15 protein-coding genes are annotated in these 16,917 nt (G+C 40.0%); 3 read left to right on the forward strand and 12 right to left on the reverse strand.

Going from position 1 to position 16,917, the window contains the following annotated elements:
• Positions 1-121: 121 nt before the first annotated feature.
• The 4 genes from JHU38_RS00900 to JHU38_RS00915 form a co-directional block, all read right to left on the reverse strand.
• Positions 122-289, reverse strand: coding sequence for a PG1828 family lipoprotein (locus tag JHU38_RS00900; RefSeq protein ID WP_199222674.1), 168 nt, complete (start codon positions 287-289; stop codon positions 122-124).
• A gap of 166 nt (positions 290-455) precedes the next feature.
• Entirely contained in the window at positions 456-1,634 is a 1,179-nt protein-coding gene (locus tag JHU38_RS00905; protein WP_107582561.1) for a glycosyltransferase family protein, read from the reverse strand.
• 26 nt (positions 1,635-1,660) lie between these two features.
• On the reverse strand, positions 1,661-2,635 hold the full coding sequence (locus JHU38_RS00910; RefSeq protein WP_107582560.1) for a glycosyltransferase family 2 protein: 975 nt from the start codon (positions 2,633-2,635) through the stop codon (positions 1,661-1,663).
• On the reverse strand, positions 2,587-3,513 hold the full coding sequence (locus JHU38_RS00915) for a glycosyltransferase family 2 protein (RefSeq protein WP_207859270.1): 927 nt from the start codon (positions 3,511-3,513) through the stop codon (positions 2,587-2,589). The genes JHU38_RS00910 and JHU38_RS00915 overlap by 49 nt, the downstream gene beginning before the upstream one ends.
• A gap of 35 nt (positions 3,514-3,548) precedes the next feature.
• Here JHU38_RS00915 and JHU38_RS00920 point away from each other — a divergent pair, with 35 nt between their 5' ends.
• Positions 3,549-4,439, forward strand: coding sequence for an RluA family pseudouridine synthase (locus JHU38_RS00920; RefSeq protein ID WP_107582558.1), 891 nt, complete (start codon positions 3,549-3,551; stop codon positions 4,437-4,439).
• 433 nt (positions 4,440-4,872) lie between these two features.
• Here the strand turns inward: JHU38_RS00920 and JHU38_RS00925 are convergent, their stop codons facing one another.
• From JHU38_RS00925 to hisG, 8 genes are all read right to left on the reverse strand, one after another.
• Positions 4,873-6,336: a DUF4270 domain-containing protein gene (locus JHU38_RS00925; RefSeq protein ID WP_107582555.1), complete on the reverse strand. Its 1,464-nt coding sequence runs from the start codon at positions 6,334-6,336 to the stop codon at positions 4,873-4,875.
• A 27-nt stretch (positions 6,337-6,363) separates the two neighbouring features.
• Entirely contained in the window at positions 6,364-7,167 is an 804-nt protein-coding gene (locus JHU38_RS00930) for a glycogen/starch synthase (protein WP_107582554.1), read from the reverse strand.
• Between the two features lie 633 nt (positions 7,168-7,800).
• Positions 7,801-8,226: a biotin/lipoyl-containing protein gene (locus JHU38_RS00935; RefSeq protein ID WP_107582552.1), complete on the reverse strand. Its 426-nt coding sequence runs from the start codon at positions 8,224-8,226 to the stop codon at positions 7,801-7,803.
• An 18-nt stretch (positions 8,227-8,244) separates the two neighbouring features.
• The gene (locus tag JHU38_RS00940; protein WP_199222673.1) at positions 8,245-8,394 is read right to left on the reverse strand and encodes a hypothetical protein; all 150 of its coding nucleotides are present in this window, start codon (positions 8,392-8,394) and stop codon (positions 8,245-8,247) included.
• Positions 8,395-8,438: 44 nt separating this feature from the next.
• Positions 8,439-10,004, reverse strand: a complete 1,566-nt coding sequence (locus tag JHU38_RS00945) for an acyl-CoA carboxylase subunit beta (RefSeq protein WP_107582551.1) — start codon at positions 10,002-10,004, stop codon at positions 8,439-8,441.
• Between the two features lie 101 nt (positions 10,005-10,105).
• A complete protein-coding gene (hisC, locus tag JHU38_RS00950; RefSeq protein ID WP_107582550.1) occupies positions 10,106-11,143 on the reverse strand; it encodes a histidinol-phosphate transaminase in 1,038 nt (345 codons plus the stop codon).
• 6 nt (positions 11,144-11,149) lie between these two features.
• The gene (gene hisD, locus JHU38_RS00955; RefSeq protein ID WP_107582549.1) at positions 11,150-12,433 is read right to left on the reverse strand and encodes a histidinol dehydrogenase; all 1,284 of its coding nucleotides are present in this window, start codon (positions 12,431-12,433) and stop codon (positions 11,150-11,152) included.
• Between the two features lie 30 nt (positions 12,434-12,463).
• Complete coding sequence (gene hisG, locus JHU38_RS00960; protein ID WP_107582548.1) at positions 12,464-13,315, reverse strand: ATP phosphoribosyltransferase; 852 nt, start codon at positions 13,313-13,315, stop codon at positions 12,464-12,466.
• A 141-nt stretch (positions 13,316-13,456) separates the two neighbouring features.
• Here hisG and JHU38_RS00965 point away from each other — a divergent pair, with 141 nt between their 5' ends.
• Positions 13,457-14,650 (forward strand): transglycosylase SLT domain-containing protein, encoded by a 1,194-nt coding sequence (locus tag JHU38_RS00965; RefSeq protein WP_107582547.1) that lies wholly within the window; start codon positions 13,457-13,459, stop codon positions 14,648-14,650.
• A gap of 29 nt (positions 14,651-14,679) precedes the next feature.
• The gene (tamL, locus tag JHU38_RS00970) at positions 14,680-16,911 is read left to right on the forward strand and encodes a translocation and assembly module lipoprotein TamL (RefSeq protein WP_107582546.1); all 2,232 of its coding nucleotides are present in this window, start codon (positions 14,680-14,682) and stop codon (positions 16,909-16,911) included.
• Positions 16,912-16,917 lie beyond the last annotated feature (6 nt).

A 16,917-nucleotide genomic window follows, 5' to 3' on the forward strand; every position in this document is an offset into this window, starting at 1 on the left:
AAAGGCAATTCCGAAAGGATATCTATGCTATTTAAGTTTTACCGGACAGCAATAAAAGTAAATAAAAAAACCGCTAAGTAAAAACTTAGCGGTGTTCTCTCATTTTCTTGCTCTAGCAAAATTACATTGCATTCTCAGCAGCAGCTGTATCAACAGCAGCAGAGTCAGCAGCTGAATCAACTACAGCGGTATCAGAGTCAGCGTTAGCAGCTGGAGCCTGAGTTTTGTTACCACAAGATGCAAAAGAGATAGCTGCAATAGCTACGAACATTAAAACTAATTTCTTCATTTTCTTTGCTTTTTAAATCTGTAAAACAATCATTTGTTTATTAAAACGTTGCAAAGGTAAGTATTTTTTTTATATGTTGTCCTTTTTTTTGCCTTTTTTTTTAGCCCAAACTGTAACATTTTTCTAACTATTTGATTATTAATAGTTTACAAACGTTGAACGAATGTTAAATCTTTTTGTGTGCCTTAACAGCACAGTCTTGGCATAGGATTTCATTGTAGATGGTTAGATATTTTGACGCGACTTTTATATAGTCGTGATATAGATTAATGTATTCTTTGCTCTCTTTTTTAAATCTTTCCACAAGCCCACGATTTTGGGCAAGAAATATCACCTTGTCAAATACGCTTTGGTAAGTAGGAAGCACATTGATAATTGGTTTTAGCTCCGTATCTCCAAGTATTTCATAATTCTCAGGTTCGCCACCACCAATACATATAATTCCATGACTCATTGCTTCTAATGAATTCATGGAAGGAGTGTAGCTGTACAACTGGTCGAGAATTGCGTCTGCAGAAATCATTAGCTGTCGATATTGCTTAAACGGAATACTCTCTACAATTTGTAAATCAATACGATCTGGCATTTTTGCCTGGGCGTCTAAGGCTGCTTGTAACATAATATCGGTACCTTTATATTCATTTCTCTCTTTGTTAATGCCGATGAAGAAGGTGGTTTTCTTTATGGATTCATATTTCGTGGGAGAGGATTCCAAAGACTTTTGTCGGTTGGAAGATGAAGTGTCGCCCTCAGACAAATCGGGAATGATAGGCAACGGGATAAAGTGTACTTTTTGCGGATAATGATCTTTGTAAGCAATCCAATATTCATAAAGCCCACAGACTATAGCATCGCAGTCGGAAGCTATCATTTTGTTAAGTCTTTCTTTTGCTGTTCCGACCCAATCCTTTTGTTCTTTGATGGCGTCTTTGTTCGTTCTGTTTTGATTTCCAATGTTGAAATCACTGTATCGTAATGGTTTATGAATCGTACCGGATTCTACCCAGTAATAATCCATGCCGAATGCGCCCAAGATAACATGTTTATTATGCTTCCTAAGAAACTTATAGGCAAAAAATAGTAATTCCGCCTTGAGTTCCAAGAACATGGGATTGATAAGTTGTACGATGTCATATCCCATGAAAGCATTTAACTTTCTGATGATTTTTATTATAAGTCGTATTCCCCCAAAATGGGCTGTACTTCGGGCCAAGTCAATATCCCGATCATAATTTTTCCAAAAGTCGCCATTCGAAGCAACTGTTACCTGGTGGCCTAACTTTCTGAATCCTAATGCTAAGGTAGCATGAACATTGCTATATTCACCTAATAAAAGAATCCGCATCCTTTATTTTCTTTTATCTGTAATGATTATCTGATAGCGGCTAATAATAATGATCTGCCGATTTTAGTTTTGATTGCTTTTCTGAAAATCACATATTTGTTAGTATAGTTCTTTTCCGGAAGAGGGAAAAGATCGTATTTCTTCAAATTATTTAAAGCTTGATTCAGATGTTTTCTACTATGGGTAAGTCGTATTACATTATATAAATAGTCCATAGAGAGTTGAGCCACTCTTCTTTGAAGCGCTTCCGATTCCTTGCTTGGATGAGTTGGAATCATTTGTGACAACCTATGAATTACCTCTACACTATTATTGAGACGCTGGATTTTACTCATTGTATCCGTTTTATGTGTCAATGATCCGCTTCTTTGTCTATAGAAATACGCCTTGGCTTCTGTATAGAAAACGTTCTTCGTAAGTAGCATCAATTTGGTTGTAAACTCTTCATCTTCTGCATAGGTAAGCTCCTCAGAGAATGATAATGTCTCGCCTACGGTCTTTCTGAAGCAGCAACACCAAACCGACGATTTCAGATTATGCGTCCGCATATAGTCACTTCCGGTAACGGGGCCATTGATATCCATGGCATAATCGCTGTTTTCATTGTCGGTAGCTCCAAACCTAACCATGTCGCCATTGTAGTGTTTGACTATTTGAATACAATGGTTATAAGCGGCGGGAATCAAGTAGTCGTCTGCGTCAACAAACTGAATATAACTACCTGAAGCCACTTGCATACCGATGTTGCGGGCCGCGGAAGTTCCTTTATGCCTATACCTTATATATACAAGGTGGTCTTGAAATTCAATTAGATCATCCAATGGCGGAATATCACTTCCGTCATCAACAATAATAATCTCGCGCTCTTCCGGGGTGAGTTGCAACCTTAGTATGCTTTCAATACATTCTTTTAAGATAATTGTCGGCTCATTAAAGTAGGGTATGATGAAACTTATCTTAAAGTTTTTATCACTTTGTGATAGAATAGAATCAACTTGCATAAGTTTTTAAGACCAAGTAGGTGTAATACATAAAGTTTGATAGTTCCATAATAGGGCATTATGGGAAGCTCAAGTTGTTTATTACCGAGTCCATAAGCGTCTAATTGTATGTTCAGAATACTTTTATAATATTCTTTGTCAGAGGTTTCTTTCAGGATTTCAATATTCGTTTTTAGAAGAAAGGACAAATCGGTCACCGAAGCATTGGCAGTAATTCCGTTCTTATTCCATGTATAATGATAGAAACCGAGATGAGTAGTCAGCACTTTCTGACATTGTTTTACGATATCGGGCAGGACTGCCACATCTTCAAAATTCTTTGCAACAGGGAATCTAACTTTGTCAAACAGCCATCTTTTAAATATCTTGTTCCACATGTAAGCATGGCGATAAGCTTTGCCTTTCAGCCAGTAATCTCTAAATCCTTCATATTCCAAGTCTTGAAAGCATACCGTTCGTGACAGTTTATCATGTCCTTCTTTATCGATATACGAAAACTCTACAAGATCAATTTTTGAGTCCTTATCAAATAAAGGAAGTACTGCCGCAAAGGTTCCCGGTTCAAGATAGTCGTCGGAATCAATAAAGGTAACATAGGTTCCGGTGGCTATCTCCAGCCCATGATTTCTTGCGGCACTTAATCCGGCATGGTTTTGCCTTTGATAAATCATCTGTGGAATTGTTAGGCATAACTGTTTGCATAACAAGTTGCATTGTGGATCGGTAGAGCCATCATCTATAACGATAATTTCCATATTATCAATACCCTGCATCGCTACACTTTTTACACATCTTTCGAGTGTTGGGCCTGTATTGAAAATAGGAATAATGACCGACAGTTTCATACGGACAAAGATAATAAAAATACGTGAATCCACCACCTAATCTATATTCTTTTATTACCTTTGCACAAATGAAGACAAACAGACCCTCACAGTCCAATGAACATGAGCAATTTATCGTTAAGCAGCAAGCGCCACTGTTGGAGTGGTTACTTGCTAATGTTCATGAAAGCAAATCCAAAATAAAGGCCACGCTCAAGGGTAAAGGAGTTAAGGTCAACGGTAAGACCGTTTCCCGTTTTGATCATGTGCTGACCGAAGGCGCAAAAGTGATGGTCAGTAAAAGCAAACGTAACGAAATGTTCAAAAGCCGCTATGTAAAGATTGTCTACGAAGATCGCTACCTGCTTGTTGTAGAAAAAAATATCGGTATTCTTTCCATGGCCGGCGGCCACGCCTCCTTGAATGTGAAAGCCGTACTTGACGATTATCTCCGCCAGTCTCGTCAGAAGTGTACAGCTCATGTCGTTCATCGTCTTGATCGTGATACGAGCGGTTTGATGATTTATGCCAAGGATATACAGACGGAGCAATTGCTGGAACATGATTGGCATAATATTGTATACGATCGTCGTTATGTAGCCGTTGTTTCCGGCAAAATGGAGGAAGAGACGGGAACGATTGCGAATTGGTTGAAAGACAACAGGGCTTATATGACGTATTCTTCTCCCGTTGACAATGGCGGAAAGTATGCCGTAACCCATTTTCATGTTCTCCAAAGGACTGCTTATCACAGTTTGGTAGAATATCGTTTGGAAACCGGACGTAAAAATCAGATCCGTGTGCATAGTGCCGATATGGCCCATCCTGTGTGTGGTGACATTAAATATGGCAACGGCGACGATCCTTGTGGGCGTCTATGTCTTCATGCCTATGTGTTGTGTTTCTATCATCCTGTGACACATGAACGAATGGAATTTGAAACACCGATTCCTTCTATTTTTCAAAAGGTTTTCAAATAATATTTTTCCGTATATATGAATTCAGGCATTACTTATTTCGCCTACCTCCTTGTTGTTATTATTGTAGGCTTTTTCGTTGTGAAGAAAGTAACGAGTTGTCTATTCAAAAGCTTAGTAGGCATTTTGTTGTTTCTTCTTTTAGTTATTTTATATTTCCTGAAATCTTAGGTAAATAGGTAAAAGAGTGTAAAGTAAACTATCTTAGACTACAATAACAAAGTAGTTTAACGTATTTTATTTTACACTCTTCACATGTCGGCTTTCTGAGACATGAGCTTTTTTTTCAAAACGTAAATTTATAAAGACTCATCCTCAGGTTTATCCGACGATAATCTGATCTTGGCAAAACTATATTTTTTCTTTTTCAACCAACGAGCTTTACGTTTCTCGTATTCTGCCCGGTGTGTTTCTAAGAAATTATCAGCCATGAAAGTTACTTAAACTTAGAATAAATGACACTTATTTTTAAAGGAGCACGTGAATTATTGGCTCCTCCAACCAAGCGTGTACTCGTTAAAGCCATATTATGCCGTACACTCGTAGTATAAGTAACTCTATTAATTGTTGCGGTAGTCGTTGTTATCGGAACTATGACAACCTTATTCCAATTAGGCGAAAGATTGCCATTCGCTTTCTTTGCCGCCAAGTTTTTGATTAGTTGGGAAATATTGCTAAAGGTAAATGTATTCTTATAACTGCTAAATTTATTGTTTGCATCTACCGAATAATCTCTGGAAATAGCATACGAATAGATATTGTCACCCACAGAACCCTTTTCAAAAAAAGAAATAAGACTATCTTTCGGCAACATCAATAATTGTGTGGTAACAGGCAGATTATAATCATTTAGCCCATTATCATTTATACGCTGCAAAACTATTTTAGCAGAATTTATAGAATCTCGTTCATGTCCTTTAAGAATGTCGTCAACAGGGAGTGTCAATTCTGTAAAAATTCCGGCAGGAGTCTTTAGGTAAGTGCATGAATTATCATCTACTAACTGCTGCAAACGCAACTTGTCATTATTGATTTTAGATATTTGCAGAATTTCACCTGTACCTGGAAACGATGCCATATGAACTTGAGCCTTACTCTTATCATTCACTTTGTATGTCAAATAAACATTGAGTTGGACATTAGCAATATACATCATCGCTCCTAAGCCACTTTGGATTGTAAAGTTGAATCCTGGTACGACATGTGTTCTGAACAATTGGGAATTCTGGAAATACTCTGGGTGTTTGTAGTAAGTCTGGAGGATATATGTACCAAAATTAGAATAAGTCTTTCCACTTTGATCTGTATATGGATCATTCAACGCAAATTTAATGTGCTTCTCATAGTTCGTAGAAGCACGTAAAGAATCCGGGGCTGTTAAATCAGCAAGGGTACAGACCTTATCTTTATCAATACCATCTTTTCTTAAATACCCATGCTCTTTTATATCAAAATTGGTATAATAGTAAGTCGTTTCTGGCAAAACCTTAACAAGTTCTTGCATCTTGATTTTCAGTGGGGCCAAAGAATCGCCATAAAACTCACTGAAAAATAAATTCAGAACACAAGAATCGGCTTGCGCTTCTCCATCGACCTTATTCTGTACAAATTCTTCTTTGGGGAAAGAATAATTCTCAATTGTAGCCACTTGTGTCATAAAACTTGAACTAACAAAAGCTCCCGTCTCAGGGTCTTTAATTCGTCCCAAATACCCAATATTGCTTTTACCGAACACAGAGTCTACTAAGATAGACTTTGAAGCGACTATAAATGAATCTGTAGATACATCTAATAAATCAGAATGCTCAACAAGAGATATACCAATTTCTTCAGTTGATTCGTCGCAGGCTGCGAGAGAAAGAGAGGCAAGCAAAACACTTACCAAAATTTTAGCTTTCATTTTCAGAAATATTTCTTTGAAAATATTTTATTCACAAACTCTATTGATAAAATCTATATATGCCTGAACATAGTCATTGCCAGGATATTCCATAATGGGCAACTGCTTTTTATGCGCATAATCGAGCAAATCTGCATTAACAGAGTCGCTTGCAACGGCAACACCATCACTATAGTCTAAAGCCAGCTTGCCTAATTCAACAAAGTTGAACGTTTCATTATATGGGCTAAGGAGCTCCGCATCTGCCCCTCTAAAGCCTACGCATTTTTTAAAATTGCTCCCCAGATCATTTTTCAAATGCTTTTGGAATAATGAAGTAATAATCTTTGTTTTTGCAAAACAAGGCTCATCATTATATGCTTTCTTGATGTATAAAGGAACCACTGCTCCCATCCATCCTTGACATACGATAAAATCCGGTGTCCAGCGTAGTTTCTTCACTGTTTCCAGCACACCTCGAGCAAAAAATATAGCGCGTTCGCCATTATCGGGATACTCTTCTCCCTGTTCGTCAACATCCATCTGGCGCTTCATAAAATAGTCATCATTATCTATGAAGTAAATCTGTAGACGTGATTGTGGAATTGAAGCAACTTTAATAATCAGTGGATGATCGGTGTCGTCTATGATTAAATTCATACCAGAGAGACGTATCACCTCATGCAATTGCCCCCTACGCTCATTAATAGTACCCCATTTGGGAGTAAAAGTTCTTATTTCAAAAGCATTCTCTTGTATCTTCTGAGGAAGGTCTCGTCCCATGATAGACAATTCTGACTCAGGGACATACGGCGTGATCTCTTGGTTAATAAATAAAACTTTTTTTGGCATATATGTTCAAATTTGACATAATGCAAAGGTACGAAGAATTATTGATATAATCTCGAATTTTAATTATAATCAACAAACAATGGACGAAATTGGCATATTTTAAAGTATAACTATCATAGGGATGTCGCTTGAAACAGAGTGCACATAAAAAAGCTATCTCTTTCGGGTTGAATCTAGTTTTTCAAACGTTATCACTTTTACAGAAATAGCGCAAAACCAGAGTTTATTTTACCAATTGCAACGTTGTGGTAAAATTGTCCGAAGTTTATTTTATCAATCATAACGTCTTGGTAAAATTGTCCGAAGTTTATTTTACCAATCGTGACGTCGTGGTAAAATTGTCCGAAGTTTATTTTACCAATCGTAACGTCGTGGTAAAATTGCCCGAAGTTTATTTTACCAATCGTGACGTCTTGGTAAAAAATATTTGTGTTTTTGCCTTCATTTTAGCGATTTGAACAAAAAAAATACATTGTTTTGCCTTCATCTCTTCGATTTTTTGAAGCATAAGGCGTTATAATCATTCCGGAGAGTTACAGATGATGATCGTTAATAAAATAGAAAAGAGCCATATCCAACTCTTACAGCGAGTTTTGATATGGCTCTTTTGGTGCGTTTTGCGAAAAGACTTTCTTATTCGATAACAACCAACGCTTCTTCTTCCATTACACTTTGTCCTTGTTTTACCAAAACAGCAGTAACTTTGCCATCGCGTTCTGCTTCTATGTTGTTGGCCATCTTCATGGCTTCCAATACACATACGGTATCACCGGTCTTGACCGTGTCACCGACAGCTACATTGATATTTATAATTGTTCCCGGAAGAGGGGCCTTGACGGCATTGGCTGTGTTGACATTTTGTGGTGTTGCAACTTCTTCCGAAGATGTCTCCTGAGTTGGGGCACCCAAAACAACCTTCTTCTTTTCTGGTTCAGCTTGTTGCTCTAATTCAACTTGGAAATTTTGACCATTGACAGTAACTTCTGCAATATTATTATTGATATCGCCAATCGTTACTTGATATTCTTTTCCGTCAATTGTATATTTAAACTCTTTCATTATATATCCTATTTTGTTTTATGGTTTCTGAGTCATAGATAAGAATTTCGCATTCCACATTGTTGACTTTGGCTTGATGGTAATAATTCCAGGTTCTTTGTCGTGAACATTATTTCCTTCAAATTCAAAGATGGCCATTGAAATTGCTGCATAAATATTTTGATCCATAATTAACTATTTTACAATTTAACAATCAAATATATGGATTCGGCCTACATAGGCATGCAACCATGTTTCTTTGCTGGCAGACTCTGGCGCTTGGTTGCAAGCTGGGCCAAACCACGACAGATACGGAAGCGGGTATTTCTCGGCTCAATCACGTCATCAATATAACCGAATTGGGCTGCTTGGTAGGGATTGGCAAAAAGATCTGTATATTCTTCTTCTTTTTGTGCCAAGAAAGCTTGAACATCTTCACCGGCATCCTTCACTGCTTTTGCTTCCTTGGCCGCCAACACTGCAACGGCTCCGCTTGCTCCCATAACAGCAATCTCAGAAGAGGGCCAAGCAAAATTAAGGTCAGAGCGCAATTGCTTGCATCCCATCACAATATGTGATCCTCCATAACTCTTTCTGAGTGTTATGGTAATCTTTGGAACAGTAGCTTCTCCATACGCGTAGAGCAACTGAGCGCCATGCAGAATGACGGCATTATATTCCTGTCCGGTGCCCGGCAAGAATCCAGGAACGTCAACAAGACTTACGATAGGAATATTGAACGCATCGCAGAAACGAACAAAGCGGGCGCCTTTTCGGCTCGCATTTGTATCAAGCACGCCTGCATAAGCAGAAGGCTGGTTAGCTACAATACCCACGCTCTGGCCATTGAAACGAGCAAAGCCTGTGATAATATTCTTGGCGAATTTGGGTTGCACTTCAAAGAATTCTCCATCATCGGTAATTGCGGTGATTACCCTATACATATCGTAAGCCTTATTGGGATCATCTGGAATGATTTCATTAAGAATATCTTCGCAACGATCTATAGGATCCGTGCATTCAATCCGAGGAGCTTCTTCTGTATTGTTAGAAGGAATATATGACAGCAATGTCTTAATAATCTGCATTGCTTCTTCTTCAGTCTTTGCCGTAAACTGAGTTACACCGCTTTTTGTTGCGTGAACACTGGCACCGCCCAAATGTTCTGCATCGATATCTTCACCCGTAACGGTCTTTACTACTTTTGGCCCCGTAAGGAACATATAAGATGTATTCTCCATCATCAAGACGAAGTCGGTAAGTGCTGGAGAATAAACGGCTCCTCCGGCACATGGCCCCATAATTGCAGAGATTTGCGGGATAACACCACTTGCCAAAATATTGCGTTCAAAAATCTCGCCGTAGCCTGCCAATGCAGAAATACCTTCTTGAATACGCGCGCCACCAGAATCATTCATGCAAATCACCGGAGCACCATTCTGCATTGCCATATCCATGACTTTGCAAATCTTTTGTGCCATTGTTTCAGAAAGAGAACCTCCATTGACCGTAAAATCTTGTGCATATACATAGACTAAGCGACCGTCAATCGTGGCACTACCAGTTACAACTCCATCGCCAAGATATTGTTTCTTTTCCATGCCAAAATTATGGCAGCGGTGTAGTTTAAACATATCATATTCTTCAAAGCTACCCTCATCCACAAGCATTTCAATACGTTCTCTTGCGGTATATTTCCCACGGGCGTGCTGTTTGTCAATAGCCTTTTCACCTCCACCCAAGCGAGCTTGCTCTCGCTTGGCTATAAGTTCTTTGATTTTTTCTACTTGCTTGGTCATAATAACTTAATATTCTATTCGTATTGCTTGCAAAGATAGTAATAATAATTGAATTGTATCTCTTGTTGATAATTAATTGTAATCGATAATAAATGTTCCTTTTACTTGTAGCACCGCAAAGCAGCGAGTAATTCCTGATTCTCAGATTTCATGCCTATCGTTATTCGTAGACAATCACGACAGAGGGTTACAGAATTGCGATTCCTTACCACAATACCTTTATCTATTAAATACTGGTAAATAGCATTTGCGTCGGTCATCTTGGCCAAGAAGAAATTTGCTTCTGTAGGATATGTCTGTTGGCAGATTGGTAATAGCTTAAACGCGTCTATCATGCGTTCTCGTTCTGCCAAAATAAGATTCACCCATTTCTCTATTTGCACCACATCATTTAGCATTTGCAACGCTTCGTTCTGTGTCAACTGATTGACATTATAAGGGTATTTGACCTTATTAAAAAAAGTGATGATTTCTTCCGAAGCAAAAGCCATCCCTAAACGGATAGCCGCACATCCCCAAGCTTTGCTCATCGTGTTAAGAACAACCAGATTCGGATAGGATGAAAGATGTCTTCTAAAAGGTGTTTCAGAAGAGAAGTCGCTATAAGCTTCATCTACAACAACGATTCCGCCAAAATTCTCCAACAGATGAATAATAGTTTCGCGATTGATACAATTACCCGTTGGGTTGTTAGGTGAACAAATCCAAATCAACTTGGTATACTGATTAGTAGCCGCCAACAGTTGTGCCGCGTCTACTTGAAAATGTGAATTCAACGGAACGGGTCTATACTCCACATTATTTATATTGGCACAAACCTTATACATGCCGTAGGTCGGCTCTATTGCTATCACGTTGTCAATTCCGGGATTACAAAAGATGCGATAAAGCAAATCAATAGCCTCATCTGAACCGTTGCCTAAAAACATGCACTCAGGCGCCACCCCTTTTATTTTGCTAAATTCAGCCTTCAGCTTCCTTTGCAAAGGATCGGGGTATCTGTTAATCGGTGAATTATACGGATTTTCATTAGCGTCGAGAAACACGCGCGCTTCGTGACCGCTATATTCATTCCTGGCACTTGAGTATGGGGTTAACTCCAATATATTTTTGCGCGCCAACTTCTGTAATTGTTCCATCAACTATTATTCTATATCATTTAACCGTATTCGCATCGCGTTGGCATGTGCCTCAAGCTGTTCGTCAACAGCCATCGTAACGACAGCTTGCCCTATGCTTTTGACTCCTTCTTCCGTAAGATGCTGGAAGGTAATTTTCCTTACATAACTATCAAGATTCACACCGCTGTAGGCTACCGCATAACCATGTGTAGGCAATGTATGATTTGTTCCGCTGGCATAGTCGCCCGCACTTTCACAAGCCCACCTTCCAAGGAAAACACTTCCGGCATTTACGATTTTATCAACCATCAGATTCCACCGGTCAACTTCCAAAATCAGATGTTCAGGCGCGTACATATTACTCAGCTCTATAGCCTCATCAAGATCTTTTACCAAAATAATTTTCGAATTGTTCAAAGCTTTTGAAGCAATATCTCTTCGGGGTAATACCGCTAATTGGCTTTCTATTTCGCGCAGCACACGATTAACGATTGATTCTGATATGCAAATTAACAATACCTGAGAGTCTGTTCCATGTTCGGCTTGCGAAAGCAGATCCGCAGCAATGTAGGACGGCGAACTTGATTGATCTGCCACTATGCAGACTTCCGAAGGTCCTGCAGGCATGTCAATCGCTACGTCGCGGATGCCGACCATTTGCTTTGCGGCCATAACATATTGATTACCAGGGCCAAATATCTTATATACTTTAGGTACACTTTGCGTGCCATAGGCCATGGCGCCTATTGCCTGGATTCCTCCGATTTTGAAAATCTTGTTAACCCCGGCGATCTTTGCGGCAGCCAAAATTGCAGGATGCACCTTTCCATCATGGTTGGGAGGAGTGCACAGAATAATCTCCTTACATCCTGCGATCTTAGCCGGTGTTGCCAACATCAAAACGGTGGAAAACAATGGTGCCGTACCACCGGGGATATATAGTCCCACTTTTTCTATGGCAACGCTTTTTTGCCAGCATTCTACACCGGGGGCAGTTTCTATATGTTTACTTTCAAACCGTTGATTCTCATGAAATCTTGAAATATTGTGATGGGCGAGAAGCAGTGATTCTTTCAGGTCTTTTGAGACCATACCGTCAGCTTCTTTTAATTCTTCTTCAGAGACCATCAACGAGCGCAGGGTGGCATGATCAAATTTTGCCTCGTATCTAAAGACGGCTTCATCTCCATTCACCCTGACATCGTCCAAGACAGTTTCCACAGTTTTCTTTAACTCCGTAACTTCCAAATGTGGGCGCTGTATAATCTGTGACCACTCCGTTTTTGCCGGGTATTTTAAAACATTCATTGTCTTTTATTTAGCACCTCTTAATTGTCATCACAAAATCATTTTCTCAATAGGAGTGACAAGAATTCCCTGCGCGCCTAAATCTTTTAATTTTCCAATGATCTCCCAAAACCGCTTCTCGTCTAAAACGGTATGTATTGAGCACCATTCCTCATCGGCCAATGGAATAATGGTCGGACTTTTGATACCCGGCAGAACCGCGATAATATCGCTAAGTCTTTGTTTAGGGGCATTCATCATGACATATTTCTTGTCTTGAGCAGATTTTACAGCCTCAAAGCGGAAGAGCATTTCATTTAAAATTTTATGCTTTTCCTCGTTCATATTCCGATTGCCTATGAGTAGGGCTTCGCTCTTTAGTACGGTCTCTACTTCACAAAGATTATTGCTTACAAGTGTACTGCCAGAACTAACAATGTCGAATATTGCGTCAGCCAAACCTATCCCCGGACTAATCTCTACGCTCCCGGTTATCACATGGATTTCTGCATGGATATTGTTTTCGCTAAAAAAGCCCGATAATATATTGGGATAAGATGTCGCAATCTTCTTACCGTCAAACCAATGTATTCCCGTATAATTTGTATTTTTCGGAATAGCCAAAGACAAACGGCACTTACTGAATCCAAGCCGACTGATAATTTGAGCGTTTTTATTTCTTTCCAAATATTCATTTTCTCCGACAATACCGACGTCGGCAATGCCATTGGCAACACTTTGCGGAATATCATCATCTCTAAGAAAGAACACTTCCAATGGGAAGTTGGAGGATTGTACCAACAGTGTTCTCTTGCTTGAGCAAACCTTTATATCGGCTTCACAGAGAAGCGCCATTGTATCTTCGTGCAGACGTCCTTTTGCTTGTACCGCAATGCGTAACATATCGCTTATAATATTTATGTTTTAGAGTTTGGTACCCATTAAATATTTGCAAAAATAAGGATTTCCAATAGAAATTCCAAATAAAGCAGTAACTTTGTATTTATCATGTCTGGAGTTAGACATTATTGACAAAGTTATTACATGCAACATATTTTTCATTTGCTGCTTATATTATTGGCATCTACGATTATATCCTGTTCCGGGCAAAAAAAGGAGGAATTGACTCCTTGGGGAACAAGTATTAACGGAGATACCATCTTACCTCAGGCAGATGCGCTCTCAATATCTGAAATACAAAATAACGGTGAATTGATCATGCTGACCATGTCGGGGCCCAAGACTTACTATGATTATCATGGGAAAAATCTTGGTCTCCATTATCTGTTGTGTGAACAGTTCGCTCAAAAGATAGGTGTCTCCTTGAGGGTAGAAGTCTGTAAAGATACAATGGAAATGATCAGGCGACTGACTGATGGTGAAGCTGACATCATAGCTTATCCGCTGCCTTCAAGTTTCGCTAAAGAAGTTAGGTTGTGTGGTGTCAGCACCGACTCCTTGAAATACAAATGGGGGGTTAATAAAGATAATGAGGAATTAGCGGAAAAACTCAACCAATGGTTTCAGCCCCAAATGGTAAAGCAAATAGAACAAGAAGAAAATTTTCTGTTGTCTGCAAGAAGTGTTGTCAGGCATGTTTATTCGCCCATGCTCAACAGGGCCAAGGGAACTATATCGCTCTATGATCAATATTTCATGCAGTATGCCCCTTTGGCACGCTGGGACTGGCGTCTGATGGCCGCACAATGTTACCAGGAATCAACCTTCGACCCCAAAGCGCATTCATGGGCGGGTGCCCGTGGTCTTATGCAGATTATGCCGGAGACCGCCAAACACTTAGGTCTGCCCATGGGAAATATCTTTGATCCGGAAAGCAATATTGCGGCATCGGCCAAATATCTGGCCGAGCTTAATCAGCATTTCAAAGATGTACAACATCCTATTGAAAAGTGTAAATATGTGCTTGCCAGCTATAACGGAGGGGCATTTCATATCCGTGACGCGATGGCGCTTGCCCGCAAGTATGGCAAAAATCCATACCGATGGGCCGATGTAGCCGAATATGTATTAAAATTACGATCACCGCAGTTCTATAATGATCCCATCGTAAAACACGGTTATATGCGAGGTAACGAGACTGTTGAGTACGTAGATCGTATCATGGTCCGTTGGGAGCAATATCGAGGTGTAGCCCATCCCGGTTCATTCAAATTCGGAAATCAAGTACCCCATAAGGCTTCTCATCGTAACAGATTCAATATTGGTTTTAAAGACTGATTCACTAAGCTGATTATACTTTATTCAACATGCGTAATTCTTTCAGACTCTTCATATTTCTTGTATTGGCAGCAGCCGTGACTTCATGTTCTGTCAGTAACAGCATTCCTGGCGGGCAGTTGCTATTACACAAAGTCATGATTCAATCGGACAGAAAGGATGTAAATCCATCCAAGTTTAAAGCGTATATTCGTCAACAACCTAATTCTAAATGGCTTTCATTATTCAGAGTACCTCTTGTCGCCCCGGAAGACACCCTGAACCACGCAACGAAATGGTCCAAATGGCTTCTGAATAAAATAGGAGAGAAGCCCGTGTTGTTCGATTCAACTCAAACCAGACTTACCTCGAATGACTTTTTACAAATATTGTCTAACATGGGTTATCTGAAAGCCGAAGTAGAAGTGAAACTCAGGCAACACAAAAAAAAGATGGATGTCACCTATTTGCTTCATCCGGGAGACCCTTATTTCATTGATTCTGTAGCTTATGATATCCGAGACACTGCTATAGCGAATCTGCTGGCCGAAGTTTCGACGCGCTCATCGACCGGAGGCGGCACTTTACACACGCAAAACCTGCGGGGCAAACAGTTTTCTGTAGAAGGACTGGACAACGAACGTAATCAGATTACCGCCTACCTTCTTTCAACAGGATATTATAAGTTTCATAAAGATTTCATCGCGTTTGATGCGGATTCTTCTGCGAAACCAAACTCGGTATTCCTTAGGATGAAGATACTTCCGTTTCATGGAGAAAATGGAAAGGCGATTAACCGGCATCCCTGTTACAGCATAAAGGAAATTAATTACGCTAACATAGATAAATCTCCGATACCCTTGCGTCAAAAGGTCTTGCAGAATAGTACCCTCATCTCTATAAACAAGCCATTTGATAACGAAGATCTGCAAAAGACATATAGTAAGTTTGCCAAGCTCGGGGCTGTGCGGTACGCAAATATAACTTTTCGTGAACATCCGGATACTACGTTGCTTGACTGCAATATCCTTCTCCAAATGAATAAAAAGCATTTGCTTTCTTTGCAACCGGAAGGAACGAATACAGCCGGCGATCTTGGCGCGGCTATGACGCTGGCCTATGAAAATCTGAATCTGTTTAGAGGATCCGAACATCTTACGCTCCAATTTCGGGGAGCTTATGAAGCGATCAAGGGACTGGAAGGTTACCAGAACCATAAGTACGAAGAATATGGGGTAGAGGCTAATCTGCAGATTCCACGATTTCTGTCACCGTTTTTGTCAAAGTCTTTCAAGCGCAGAAGTAACGCGACAAGTGAAATCACACTGAGCTACAATCTGCAAAACAGGCCGGAGTTTCATAGACGCTATTTTACGACCTCATGGCGTTATCGCTGGTCGGAGCCGCATCACCATATCAGATACAGATTTGATCTGGTAGATCTCAGCTATATTTATATGCCGTGGATCAGCTCGACTTTCAAGCATGACTATCTTGACAGTGTCAGTAACCGTAACGCAATCCTACGCTACAACTACGAGAATCTGCTCATCATGAAAGTCGGATTCGGCGTTGCCTATAATAATGGAACGGACGCGATTAAAGGAAATATTGAGACCGCAGGCAATCTGCTGCAGTTGTCATCGCCACTCTTCCGATTTGGCAGCGATAATCAGGGGCGCCACATTATCTTTAATACGGCCTATGCCCAATATCTGAAATTAGATCTTGACTATACCAGATTGTTTTTCTTCGATAAACGAAACAATTTGGCCATACACCTTGGCTTGGGAGTAGCTTGGCCTTACGGTAACAGCAAAGTCCTGCCATTTGAAAAACGTTATTTTGCAGGAGGTCCGAATAGTGTTCGCGGCTGGAGTGTTCGCGAACTGGGGCCGGGAGGATTCAAAGGAAAAGACCGCAGGATAGATTTTATCAACCAAACAGGCGACATGAAATTAGATGTTAATTTGGAATATCGCACTTGGCTGTTCTGGAAGTTTGATGGCGCGCTGTTTGTGGATGCAGGTAACATCTGGACGCTCCGAAATTATGCGGATCAGCCTGATGGTCAGTTCAAACTCGACACATTTTACAAGCAAATTGCCCTGTCGTATGGTTTGGGACTCAGATTAAATTTCAGCTATTTCATTTTGCGATTTGACGCAGGCATGAAAGCCATAAACCCGGCATACGACTCGACGAGAAAACATTACGCGATTCTTCATCCTGACTTCAAGCGCGATTTTACTTTCCACTTTGCCGTAGGTCTTCCATTCTAATCCAAG

Origin of the sequence: Prevotella illustrans (assembly GCF_017426725.1) — a bacterium.
Classification (GTDB): Bacteria; Bacteroidota; Bacteroidia; order Bacteroidales; family Bacteroidaceae; genus Prevotella; species Prevotella illustrans.